The sequence below is a fragment of the Thermococcus sp. genome, assembly GCF_027066465.1.
Lineage (GTDB): Archaea > Methanobacteriota_B > Thermococci > Thermococcales > Thermococcaceae > Thermococcus.
This window is the reverse complement of the sequence record NZ_JAMONU010000097.1, coordinates 1-11311: the sequence shown is the minus strand read 5'-3', so window position 1 is coordinate 11311 and position 11311 is coordinate 1. Positions and strand designations below refer to the sequence as shown.

At 55.3% G+C, this 11311-nt stretch carries 15 protein-coding genes; 8 read left to right on the top strand and 7 right to left on the bottom strand.

Annotated features, from left to right (window positions below; genetic code table 11):
- Positions 1–379: AI-2E family transporter (locus tag MVK46_RS04730; protein WP_297535493.1), on the top strand; the 379-nt coding region annotated here is incomplete at its 5' end.
- Here MVK46_RS04730 and MVK46_RS04725 read toward each other — a convergent pair.
- Entirely contained in the window at positions 339–875 is a 537-nt protein-coding gene (locus MVK46_RS04725) for a nicotinamidase (protein WP_297535498.1), read from the bottom strand. The genes MVK46_RS04730 and MVK46_RS04725 overlap by 41 nt on opposite strands.
- A gap of 93 nt (positions 876–968) precedes the next feature.
- On the opposite strand from MVK46_RS04725, the gene MVK46_RS04720 reads away from it, so the two are divergent.
- Both MVK46_RS04720 and MVK46_RS04715 read left to right on the top strand, forming a co-directional pair.
- A complete protein-coding gene (locus MVK46_RS04720; protein WP_297535492.1) occupies positions 969–1223 on the top strand; it encodes a hypothetical protein in 255 nt (84 codons plus the stop codon).
- A gap of 45 nt (positions 1224–1268) precedes the next feature.
- Positions 1269–1481: a hypothetical protein gene (locus MVK46_RS04715; protein ID WP_297535497.1), complete on the top strand. Its 213-nt coding sequence runs from the start codon at positions 1269–1271 to the stop codon at positions 1479–1481.
- On the opposite strand, the gene MVK46_RS04710 is transcribed toward MVK46_RS04715, so the two are convergent.
- The 3 genes from MVK46_RS04710 to MVK46_RS04700 form a co-directional block, all read right to left on the bottom strand.
- The gene (locus tag MVK46_RS04710) at positions 1465–2451 is read right to left on the bottom strand and encodes an asparaginase (RefSeq protein ID WP_297535491.1); all 987 of its coding nucleotides are present in this window, start codon (positions 2449–2451) and stop codon (positions 1465–1467) included. The genes MVK46_RS04715 and MVK46_RS04710 overlap by 17 nt on opposite strands.
- 87 nt (positions 2452–2538) lie before the next feature.
- Positions 2539–3702: an MFS transporter gene (locus MVK46_RS04705; RefSeq protein ID WP_297535490.1), complete on the bottom strand. Its 1164-nt coding sequence runs from the start codon at positions 3700–3702 to the stop codon at positions 2539–2541.
- A gap of 3 nt (positions 3703–3705) precedes the next feature.
- The gene (locus MVK46_RS04700) at positions 3706–4098 is read right to left on the bottom strand and encodes a PaaI family thioesterase (RefSeq protein WP_297535489.1); all 393 of its coding nucleotides are present in this window, start codon (positions 4096–4098) and stop codon (positions 3706–3708) included.
- A 44-nt stretch (positions 4099–4142) separates the two neighbouring features.
- Here MVK46_RS04700 and MVK46_RS04695 point away from each other — a divergent pair, with 44 nt between their 5' ends.
- The gene (locus MVK46_RS04695) at positions 4143–4547 is read left to right on the top strand and encodes a DUF2240 family protein (RefSeq protein WP_367182629.1); all 405 of its coding nucleotides are present in this window, start codon (positions 4143–4145) and stop codon (positions 4545–4547) included.
- Here MVK46_RS04695 and snatA read toward each other — a convergent pair.
- Entirely contained in the window at positions 4544–5182 is a 639-nt protein-coding gene (snatA, locus tag MVK46_RS04690) for a neutral amino acid NAAT transporter SnatA (RefSeq protein ID WP_297535488.1), read from the bottom strand. The two genes, MVK46_RS04695 and snatA, sit on opposite strands and share 4 nt — an antisense overlap.
- A gap of 101 nt (positions 5183–5283) precedes the next feature.
- Here snatA and MVK46_RS04685 point away from each other — a divergent pair, with 101 nt between their 5' ends.
- Entirely contained in the window at positions 5284–6123 is an 840-nt protein-coding gene (locus MVK46_RS04685) for a radical SAM protein (RefSeq protein WP_297535487.1), read from the top strand.
- Here MVK46_RS04685 and MVK46_RS04680 read toward each other — a convergent pair.
- Positions 6053–6895 carry a gamma-glutamyl-gamma-aminobutyrate hydrolase family protein gene (locus tag MVK46_RS04680; protein ID WP_367182628.1) on the bottom strand — a complete coding sequence of 281 codons (843 nt, stop codon included), beginning with the start codon at positions 6893–6895 and terminating at the stop codon, positions 6053–6055. The two genes, MVK46_RS04685 and MVK46_RS04680, sit on opposite strands and share 71 nt — an antisense overlap.
- 43 nt (positions 6896–6938) lie before the next feature.
- Complete coding sequence (locus MVK46_RS04675) at positions 6939–8195, bottom strand: PLP-dependent aminotransferase family protein (protein ID WP_297535495.1); 1257 nt, start codon at positions 8193–8195, stop codon at positions 6939–6941.
- A 227-nt stretch (positions 8196–8422) separates the two neighbouring features.
- On the opposite strand from MVK46_RS04675, the gene MVK46_RS04670 reads away from it, so the two are divergent.
- From MVK46_RS04670 to MVK46_RS04660, 3 genes are all read left to right on the top strand, one after another.
- The gene (locus tag MVK46_RS04670) at positions 8423–9391 is read left to right on the top strand and encodes a ribose 1,5-bisphosphate isomerase (RefSeq protein ID WP_297535485.1); all 969 of its coding nucleotides are present in this window, start codon (positions 8423–8425) and stop codon (positions 9389–9391) included.
- A 79-nt stretch (positions 9392–9470) separates the two neighbouring features.
- The gene (locus tag MVK46_RS04665; RefSeq protein WP_297535494.1) at positions 9471–10730 is read left to right on the top strand and encodes a C/D box methylation guide ribonucleoprotein complex aNOP56 subunit; all 1260 of its coding nucleotides are present in this window, start codon (positions 9471–9473) and stop codon (positions 10728–10730) included.
- A gap of 5 nt (positions 10731–10735) precedes the next feature.
- A partial coding sequence (locus tag MVK46_RS04660; protein ID WP_297535484.1) for a fibrillarin-like rRNA/tRNA 2'-O-methyltransferase occupies positions 10736–11311 on the top strand: 576 nt, incomplete at its 3' end.

Sequence of the window (11311 nt, the reverse complement as noted above, 5' to 3'; positions counted from 1 at the left end):
CCTCTATACGGCGGTGGTTGCAGGTTTCCTGACCTTCGTCTTCTCCTTTGTTCCGCTCTTCGAGGGCTGGATGATTTGGCTCGCGGCCGCGATATACTTCGCCGTTAAAGGTGCGTACCTCCACGCCATCGGAATAGCGCTCTACGGCTTTACGCTCGTCTCCCCGATGCCGGACTACACGATAAGACCGATGCTCGTGGCGAGGGACGCCCAGCTCGACGAGACCCTCGTGTTCATCGGCATGATTGGGGGAACGTGGGCCATGGGCCTCAAGGGCCTGATAATCGGACCTATAGTCCTCAACCTTCTTCTCGTCCTTCTAAAAGAGTGGAAAAAGCTCACAGAATCTTCACGCCGGCCTTCTTCATCTCCTCAATAGCCCTCTTTTCGTCCTCGGGGTCTATGCCCTTGACGGCGTCGCTCAAAAGATAGACCTCGAAGCCGTGCTTGACGGCGTCGAGCGCGGTGGCCTTTACGCAGTACTCCGTCGCAACGCCGCAGATGTAAACGCGCTTTACCCCTTTCTCCCTCAGGATTTCCGCAAGGTTCGTCCCTTCGAATCCCGAGTAGGCCTCTTTGTCCGGTTCGGTTGCCTTTGAAACTACCACCGCGTCCTCTGGCAGGTCAACGACGAATTCCGCTCCGGGAGTATTCTGAACGCAGTGTCTCGGCCACGGCCCGCCCTGTTCCTTGAAGCTGATGTGGTTTTCGGGGTGCCAGTCGCGCGTCGCCACTATCAGGGCGCCCTTCTCCCTGAACCTCCGTATGTACTCGTTCACCTTGGGGATTATCCTGTCGGCCCCGGGAACTGGTAGCGCCCCTCCGGGCATGAAATCCCTCTGCATGTCCACGACGATGAGGGCTTCCTCCGGCATCTCCATCACCGTTTGTATCTAGCGAGCTTGAGTTTAAAATTCCTGCCTGAAACTTTTTAACGGGTTTGACCAAGGGTCATGGGGTATTGCAAAATGAAGGTTGTTCTTGAGGTAACGTTCAGAATGGGTGGTGTGAACTTCAGGGGGACAAGATGGGAGGACGATGCACTCGTTTTTGAGTTTGAAAGACTTGGTGACGCGTTCATCCAGGTTCTCAGCAACCGGAAGGTTGAGGTTGAGGTCGAGAGGGTGCCCTCGCGGGTTCTCGTGGAGCTGAAAACTAAAGACGGAGGAAAGGTCTTCGAGGCCTTCGAGCGGGACGGACGGTACCTCGCGGCCGAGCCTTAGCTTAACCTTTTAAACTCATCTCCCGAATTTTATTCGGTGATGGACATGTTCATGGCGGAGTTCAAGCTTCGTTACGGGGACAGGAAGTGGTACGTGAGGAGAATCGTTGAGGCCTCTTCACTCGAGGAGGCAAAGGAAAAGGCGGAACGCTACGCGAGGCTTATGAACAGGGGAGAAGTTGAATGGAAGCTGAGCTACGTTATAGAGGCCAAAAGGCCGCTCATCATTGGGGATGAGGAAATCAAAAAGCTGAGCTGATTTCTCCCGCTATGTTCTTCTCCATTATCTCCCTTACCTCCTCAACCTTCTTCGTGTGGCCGAGCGCGTACATGAGCTTAACGAGAGTTGCTTCTTTGGTCATGTCGCCGGCGGGAATCACCCCTGCCTCCAGCGCCCTTCTGCCAACCTCGTAGCGGGTCAGGTCAACACCTCCGTAGAGCGCCTGGGTGGTCATAACGACGGGTTTTTTCCCGGTTACCTTCGAGACGGCCTCCAGAAGGTTCCTTCCCCTGTAGGGAATCCCACCGGCGCCGTATCCCTCGAGAACTATCCCGTCGACTTTTTCGGCAACGGAGAGAAATACCTCGGGCGAGAGTCCGGGGGTCAGGCGGAGGTGGACGACGTTCGGGTCTATCCTCGGGTCAAAGAGGGGCCTTCCCGAGGGAACCGGGGGTCTGTGCCTCACAACTATCTCGCTTCCCTTCACGTAGGCTATATCCGGGTAGTTTATGCTCTGGAAGGCGTTCAGTCCGAGGGAGTGAACCTTTGAAACGCGCGTTCCAAGCATTACCTTGTCCATAAAGGCGACGTAGATTCCCGGAAAGCCCTTCATCGCGAAGGTCAGCGCCGTCTTGAGGTTCCTCGGGGCGTCGCTGTTTGGCTCGGTTATGGGTAACATTGAGCCGGTCAGCACGACGGGAATTGGAACGTTTCTCACCATAAAGCTCAGCGCTGAGGAGGTATAGGCGAGCGTATCGGTTCCGTGGGTGATTACTATCCCGTCGTACTCCTCGAGGCTCTCAAAGACCGTCCGGCCTATGGTTACCCAATCCTCCGGCTGAATCAGCGTGCTGTCGAGGTTCAGGATGTCCTTCGTTTCTATCTTGACACCGTCTCCCCTTATACCCGCAATCCTGAGGATTTCGTTCACGCTGAGCTTCGCCTTGTATCCCCTCTCCGTTTTCGCGCTCGCTATCGTCCCCCCGGTGCCTATGATTAAAATCCTCACTCACACCACCGGGTTCAATACTCGGGAGGCTTTTTAGTCTTTTTGACAGTCAATGAACGGAAAAGTCCAGTAAAAATTGTAGAACCGTCAAGATAGGAGCAGAAGGATGAAGGCCGTGAGGGACATCGCCGAGGCGAAGAGAAAGCTGTACGTTAGGGAGTAAGCGCTCCATAGAAAACCCGCGATGGCCGATGCCGGGAAGGCGAAGAGCCCCACAACGGTGTGGTAGGCACCTATGACGGTGCCCTTTTCACCTTCCCCCGCCAGCTCCGACATGTACGCCCTCGGAACGGTGTCAATGACGGCCATGTAGAGACCGTACAGCAGGAACGCGAGGGTCAGCAGGAGGATTCCCCCTGCAAATGCGAAGCACAGACTCGCCAGGCCGGAGAGCAGGAAGCCGACTCCTATCAGCTTTTTCTTGCTGACCCTGTCCGAGTATATCCCGATTGGATAAGCTGTGAGAGCGTACGCCAGGTTGAAGAGCGCGTAGAAGGCGGAACTCTGAAGGAGGCTGTAGCCGAGCGCCTCAGCTTTCCAGAGCGTAAACGCGTAGCTGTACCTTCCAAGAGTTCCGATGGCAATCACGACGAGGAACAGCTGAAGCGACCTGCTCTTCAGCGCGGAGACGCCCTTGATTTTCTTTCGCACCTCGCCTCCCGTGTCCTTGACCAGGAAGGCGATTATCAGCAGTGAAGCCAGTCCGGGAACCGCCGAGATTAGGAATATCCTCCGGTAGATGACCTCTCTGGGGAGGTATGCGAAGAGGCCGAGGAGCAGAACGGCAACCAACGGCCCGGCGACAGCTCCGAGAGTGTCCATCATTCTGTGGAACCCAAAGGACCTCCCGGTTTCTCCAAGGCTCGACTCCGCTATCAGGGCATCGCGGGGGGCGGTTCTGATGCCCTTTCCGGTTCTGTCGAGCAACCTTAAAGCTAAGAAATCAGCCCAGCCCCTTGAAAACGCCAGAAGACTCTTTGAAGCCGTTGAAAGAGCGTATCCCGTGAACACAAACGCCTTTCTCTTCCTGAAGCGGTCGCTGAAGTATCCAAAGAGGACTTTGAAGAGCGAGCTTGCGCTCTCTATGAGGCCCATTATGGAGCCGCTTGCCAGCTTACCCGCCCTCAGAACCTCAGTCAGGTAGCTTGGGATTACCGGGGCTATCATCTCACTGCTCATGTCGTTGAGGAAGCTGACGACCCCGAGAAGGAAGACGTTCAGGCTGACGCCGAGGATTTTCTTCCCGTTCATTTACTAGTCCCCCTCCAGAACGTGCCTCTCGAGGACGTAGCAGTGAAAGGTTCCCTCGAAGACCTTCTCGTTTTTCTCGTTGAAGACCTCAGCTTTGACCAGCTTTTTACGTCCAAGGTCCTCGATTACCTCCGCCCTCGCGGTTAGTTTCTCACCGGCCTTCACCGGCTTGAGAAACCTTACCTCCGCCTTTCCAAGGACAACCGTCGGTTCGTTTACAGCCAACATGGCGGCGTAATCGGCCAGTCCGAAGGTGAAGCCGCCGTGGACGAGTCCGTGCTCATCGACCGCCATCTCCCCAGTCGTCAGAAGCTCGACCTCTGCTTTCCCGGGTTCGAGCCTTATGGGTTTTCCAACGAGCCTCTCGGAGGTGAGTTTGTGGGTTCTCTGCTCCATCTCGACCACCAGCTTTATTTACCCGAGCGAGTAAAAAAAGCTTGATGGCCATGCACCCCCTTGAGGAGGCCGTTCGGGTTAAAGGCTCGACGGAGTTCACGAGGAGCGAGCTAGTTGGCATCCTGAGCTTCAGGCTTAGGCGCTTCTCCGTTGGTGAGGTTAAGAGGCTAATCGAGGAATGGCTCTCCGAGGGACTCCTTGAGGAGCGCGAGGGAAAGCTCTACGTAAACCTTGAGGCCGTGGAAGAAAGGGAAAGCCCGGAAAATCTGCTCGGCGAGATGGTCGTCCACATAGCGAGAACCCTCGGCTGGACCGAGCTTGAGGTCATGGAGGGGATAAAAAAACTCCGCGAGCGCTACGGGGACATAGACGAGAGGATTTTAGCTTACCTCTTCGGTCTGGAGATGGGGGTGGATATGTCGAGGTTCAAGGACAGGCTTGAAGTCTAAAGCCCAAACGCCCCCTTGATGCCGTTGATTATCATCTGGACGGCCATTGAGGTTAGTATCAGACCCATCATTCTCGTCATGACCTTTATCCCGACGCGGCCGAGCTTGGCCTTTATCCTGTTGGCCGAGCAGAGGACGAGCCAGACGGTGACCCCTATCAGTAGTATGCTCAGCAGCACCGAGAGCCTCTCGCCCAGGCTTCCGCTCTTGGCCATGTAGAGCATTACCGTCGTTATCGCACCCGGACCCGAAATCAGGGGAATTGCTAAGGGTATCACAGCAACCTCCTCCAGGGTGACGGCTTCTTCGTCGAACTCCTCGGTTTCCTCCCGGCTTATCTTAACCGATGAGAGCCTCCCGGAGAGCATCTCCATGGCCATCCTGAAGAGCAGGATTCCGCCGGCTATCGCGAAGGCATCGACGCTGGAGCCGAAGAACCTGAAAATCCACTGGCCGATTAGCGCGAAGACCGAGAGCGTAACAACTACTGTAATTGCAGTCTTTGCCGCTATCTCTCTTCTCTCACCCTCGCTGAGGTCGTGCGTCACGCTGAGGAATACCGGCACCGCACCGATTGGATTCGTTATCGCAAACAGTCCGCCGTAGAGCAACAATAGTGTTTTCACGAGCTCCATCTTAGACACCCATCTGGTCAATGGTCTGGGGGTTAAAAAGCCTGCCCAGCTTCACATGTCAATCGGTGGGGTTTTAAGCCGGCTCCCCATAAACATCCTCCATGTACCTCCGTCCCTTCGACCCCTGGAAGGCGAAGCTCTGCACGTGCCCCTTCAAATACACGCTGAACGTTTACACCGGTTGTGACCACGCGTGCGTTTACTGCTACATAACGAGCTATATCCCCAACGCCTTCCGCGTGAGGACTAAGGAGGGCCTCCTACCAAAGCTGGAGAAGGAGCTCAGAAAGTTCGACAGACGCTACATCGTGGCCCTTTCCTACTCCTCCGACCCCTATCCAACGGTTGAGCGCAAGCTCGGGATAACGAGGAAGGTTCTTGAGCTGTTCAAACGCTACAACGTCCGCTGTCTGCTTCTCACGAAGTCGGACATCTTCGAGCGTGACATAGACCTTCTGAGCGAGCTTCGCTGTGCCGTTGGAATCACCGTGACGACGGTTGAGGAGCGGAAGGCCAAACTCCTCGAGCCCAACGCCCCATCTCCTAAGGCACGGATAAGGGCCCTTAAGAAGGCCAAGAAAGCGGGGATTCCTGTTTACGCGAGGATAGACCCCATAATACCCTTATATACGTGGGAGGACTTCGACGAGACGCTCGACGCTCTGGACTTCGTGAGCCACATCACGGTTTCAACCCTCAAGCTGAGGCCCGACTCCAAGAGGAGGATGTTCGCGAAGTTTCCGGAGCTAATGGAAAAGCTGTGGCCCCTCTATGAGAAGGGGGAGAGGATTGGCGGCTACTACTATCTCCCCAAGGGGGTACGCTTCCAGATTCTGCGCGAGGCTGAGAAAAAGATAACCGAAAGGGGAATCACGTTTGGTTCGTGTCGGGAAGGCTATCACTCGTTTCCGAGCTGTGACGGCTCTCACCTTGTTCCCTGATGTCCCCTCTGACTTCGGCTTCTATTACCTTCCTTAGGGTCTCTTGGGCCTCGTCGTGCCTCCTCCCTGCGGCCTCAACAAAGGCCCTGTAGAGGGACTTCATCTCCGGGAGGAACTCCGCCCACCACTGGACGCCTATCAAAAAGCCCTCCTTTCCCTCTATCGCCTCGATGAGCCCATCAACTGCGAAGGCCACCTGCTTCAGTCCTTCTCCAACTCTCTTCACAGCCTGATGGTGGAAGCTGTTCACTGCTATCCTAGCCTCGTTGGTGCTCTCTATGCTGAGCTCCCCCTTAAGGATTTCGTAAAGGAGGGAATCCGTTTTGATTCGGACGGTGTGGAGCCTTTGAACCGGGCTCACAAGGTCGGGGTCCCAGTCGTGCTTTATCGCCTTTGGTATGTCGTAAATGTCCTGATAGAGGGTTCCGCCGAGTGCAACGTTGATTACGTGCATTCCTCTGCCTATCCCGAGCAGGGGAACGTTCTCGCCCGCCGCCAGTCTGACGACCTCTATCTCCGTCTCGTCCCTCTCAACGTCAACCGCTCCTAGTGATGGCGAGGGGTCCTCGTTGTAAAACCTTGGATGCACGTCGGGGCCTTCGGTTAGGAGTATTCCATCGGAAACCTCAACGATGTCCTCCGGGTCGGTGTCCGGGCTGAAAACAACAGGCACTCCCCCGGCTTCGATAATTCTGAGCACGTGGAGCCTTCCGGTAAAAACCGAGCAGTCGTCTTTCCCACCGATTATACCTATCACAGGCTTCAAAGCCACCACCGGAAGTGAATTGAAGAAAAATGAATAAAAACTTTGTGAGTTAATGTTTCAGAGCCTTAATCTCCTCCTCTATGACTCCGGCGAGTCTTTTGACGCCCTCTCTGATTGTTTCCTCTGGAACGTAGGTAAAGTTCAGCCTAAGGGTGTTCTTGACGTCGCGGTGCGCAAAGAACGCCTCACCGGGAACGTAGGCGACGCCCTTGGCTATGGCCTTCTCCATCATGAGCTTCGTGTCTATGCCCTCCGGCAGGGTCACCCAGACGAACATTCCCCCGTCCGGCTTCGTCCACTCAACGCCCTCGGGCATGAACTCCTCAAGGGCCTCGAGCATAGCGTCTCTGCGAGGCTTGTAGAACTTCACTATCTCCGGGATGTGCTCGTCGAGGTGGCCGTCCTCGACGTACTTCCAAGCTATAACTTGGGCGAGTGTGTTGGCGCATAAATCAACGGCCTGCTTTGCTATCTCAATTTTTCTTATAAAGTGGGGATGAGCGGAAATCCAGCCGAGGCGGAAGCCGGGGGCGAGTATCTTCGAGAACGTTCCGAGGTAGAGAACGCGACCCTCGTCGTCGAAGTGCTTTATAGGCGGAACGGGTTCGCCGGAGTAGCGGAGCTCGCTGTAGGGGTTGTCCTCCACAATCAGGAAGTCGTACTCCTTGGCGAGCTCTATGAGCCTCTTCCTCCTGTCGAGGCTCATGGTAACTCCCATCGGGTTCTGGAAGGTCGAGACGGTGTAGAGGAATTTAACGCGCTTTCCTTTCTTCTTCAGCTCCTCAAGCTTCTCCTCGAGGAGGTCAATTCTCATTCCGTCGTGGTCCATTGGAATGCTCACGAACTCCGGGCCATAGTATTTGAACGCGTTGAGTGCCGCGAGGTACGTTGGAGCCTCGACTATAACGACGTCACCTGGGTCTATGAAGACCCTTCCGATTAAATCTAGGGCCTGCTGCGAGCCTGCAACCATCATTATCTCGACCTTGCTCATCGGGATGCCGTAGCGCTTCTCCATCCACTTCGCGAGGGCAAGGCGGAGCGGGGTGAAGCCCTTGGTCGTTCCGTACTGCAGGGCCTTGTCTGCATGGTTGGTGAGGACGTCCTGGGCAATCTTCTTGATAATCTCGACCGGAAATGTCTCGGGGGCCGGCAGACCGCCTGCGAGGCTTATAACGTCGCTGGTTTCGACGAGCTTGAGAAGTTCCCTAATCTCCGAAGCCTTCATCTGAAGGGCTTTCTCGGAGAAGAATGACTCAAAGTTGAGGGGCTCCGAGGATAGTTTTTTCATCAGTTTGTGTTCCATTTCCACCACCTCAATGAACATGCCTGAACACATCATCAAATCTATACACTATGAAGTTCGGGTCTTTCGTTATAAACCTTTCTCAAAGCTCCCCATTGAGCTTTACAAAGGTAAATAGAGCTTTCTTGGAAAATTTGAGAACACCAAGGGACTTTTGAGGACATTAATGCACGGGAAACACCTATAAACCCTGCCTCAAAAACCTGAGTTTACTAGGAGGTGGAAGCATGCCAGTGGTTAAGGAAGTCCTTGAAATAGCTGAGAAGATAAAGAACATGGAGATACGCGGTGCCGGAAAGATAGCCCGTTCAGCGGCCTACGCGCTTCAGATACAGGCCGAGAAGAGCCAGGCCAAGACCGTTGATGAGTTCTGGGAGGAGATGAAGCAGGCCGCGAAGATACTCTACGAGACGAGGCCAACCGCTGTTTCCCTGCCCAACGCTCTCCGTTACGTCATGCACAGGGGTAAGATTGCCTACTCAAGCGGTGCCGACCTTGAACAGCTCCGCTTCATCGTCATCAACGCCGCCAAGGAGTTCATACACAACTCCGAGAACGCGGTCAAGAGGATAGGCGAGATAGGGGCGAAGCGCATAGAGGACGGCGACGTCATAATGACCCACTGCCACAGCAAGGCCGCGATAAGCGTCATGAAGACGGCCTTTGAGCAGGGCAAGGATATAAAGGTCATCGTGACCGAGACGAGGCCCAAGTGGCAGGGCAAGATTACCGCCAAGGAGCTGGCCAGCTACGGGATTCCGGTCATCTACGTCGTTGACTCAGCGGCGAGGCACTACATGAAGATGACGGACAAGGTCGTCATGGGGGCAGACAGCATAACCGTCAACGGCGCGGTGATAAACAAGATTGGAACTGCTTTGATAGCGCTTACCGCCAAGGAGCACAGGGTCTGGACGATGATTGCCGCTGAAACCTACAAGTTCCACCCCGAGACGATGCTCGGCCAGCTTGTCGAGATTGAGATGCGCGACCCAACGGAGGTCATTCCTGAGGAAGAACTCAAGACCTGGCCGAAGAACATCGAGGTTTGGAATCCGGCCTTCGACGTCACGCCTCCAGAGTACGTGGACGTCATCATCACCGAGCGCGGGGTCATTCCGCCGAGCGCCGCCATAGACATTCTCAAGGAGGAGTTTGGCTGGGCACTCAAGTACCGCGAGCCTTGGGAGGACTGACTTTTCCCTCTTTTTCCACCGATACCGTTTAAAACTCCTCACCCTTCTATACCTGAGGAAAGAACGGAAGGTGATGCTCATGAAGGTTTACATTGCCGAGAACGTCAGGGGCATTTACGCCTTCGACGAGAGCGGGAAGCTCATCGCGAGCAAACCATTCAGCGGAAAGCCGGAGGTAAGCCTCGACAGGCTTCTGAAAGGCGAACCGAGCGACGAGCTTTTAGTTCTCCTCGACGAGCTGGGCGGAGAGGGCTACGAGGAATTCGTCGTCGAGGACACCGAGCTGAGCAGGAAGCTCAAGGAGCTCGGCTACAATGCCACCGCCGAGTTCCCTAACTTGGCAGGAGAAAAGCTCCGCTCAAGCCCGGAGGAGTTCCTCGGCGAGAACTGGTTCGACGAGTACTACACCGTCGGAGTTGCCCTGACGAGGCTCCGCATACAGGAGCAGAGCGGTGCGCGCGACAAGATGATTATACAGGCTATAGAAGCGCTCGATGACATAGACAAGGTCATTAACCTGCTCGTTTCGAGGCTGAGGGAGTGGTACGGCCTCCACTTCCCAGAGCTGGACGAAATCCTGCCCAAGCACCCGCAGTATGTAGCATTTGTCAAGGAAATCGGCCCGAGGGAGAACGTGAGCAGGGAGAAGCTTGAAAAGCTCGGCTTCTCCGAGGGCAAGGTTGAGAAGATTCTCAAGGCGGCCGAAAAGTCCATGGGAGCACCTCTCGGAAGGTTTGACAGCGAAATCATAGGGAAGCTCGCCAGCGAGATTTCCGACCTCTACAAGCTGAGGGAGCAGATTGAGGACTACCTTGAGAAGGCAATGGATGAGGTGGCCCCGAACCTGAAGGCCCTCGTCGGTGCGAAGCTCGCCGCAAGGCTTATGAGCCTCGCTGGAGGCCTTAAGGAGCTCGCCATGATGCCGGCATCGACGATACAGGTTCTTGGCGCTGAAAAGGCCCTCTTCAGACACTTAAGGACGGGTGCCAAGCCACCCAAGCACGGCGTCATCTTCCAGTATCCTGCAATAAACCGCTCGCCCTGGTGGCAGAGGGGTAAGATTGCGAGGGCTTTGGCCGGAAAGCTGGCCATAGCGGCAAGGGTTGACTACTTCTCAGGCGAATACATCGGCGAGGAGCTCAAGAAGGAGCTCGAGCAGAGAATCAAGGAAATCAAGGAGAAGTATCCCAATCCTCCAAAGAGGAAGGCCAAGCCCGAGAAGAAAAAGAAGAAGTTCAAGGGCAAGGAGCGGAAGGAGAAGAGGCACGAAAAGAGTGGAAGGCCAGAAAAGAGGGGTAAACCTAGAAAATGGGAGAAGAAAAAGAAGGGCAAGAGGTGAGGTAGATGAAGGTTAAGAAGCACAGGTTCCCGGGCGTTTACATCGTCATCGATGACGACGGGAGCGAGAAGATTGCAACCAAGAACCTCGTTCCCGGCCAGAGGGTTTACGGGGAGAGGGTCGTCAAGTTCGAGGGCGAGGAGTACAGGATTTGGAACCCGAGCCGTTCAAAGCTCGGCGCGGCAATACTCAACGGCCTCAAGAACTTCCCGATTAAGCCCGGCTCAACCGTCCTTTACCTCGGAATAGCGAGCGGAACCACCGCTTCCCACGTCAGCGACATCGTCGGCTGGGAGGGCAAGATATTCGGCGTCGAGTTCTCGCCGAGGGTTCTGAGGGAGCTTGTTCCAATTGTTGAAGAGAGGAGGAACATCGTTCCTATACTCGGCGACGCAACGAAGCCCGAGGGCTACCGCGCCCTCGTCCCGAAGGTTGACGTCATCTTCGAGGACGTCGCCCAGCCGACGCAGGCGAAAATCCTCATCGACAACGCAAAGGTCTTCCTGAAGAGCGGCGGCTACGGCATGATTTCTGTCAAGAGCAGGAGCATTGATGTTACCAAGGAGCCGGAGGAGGTCTTC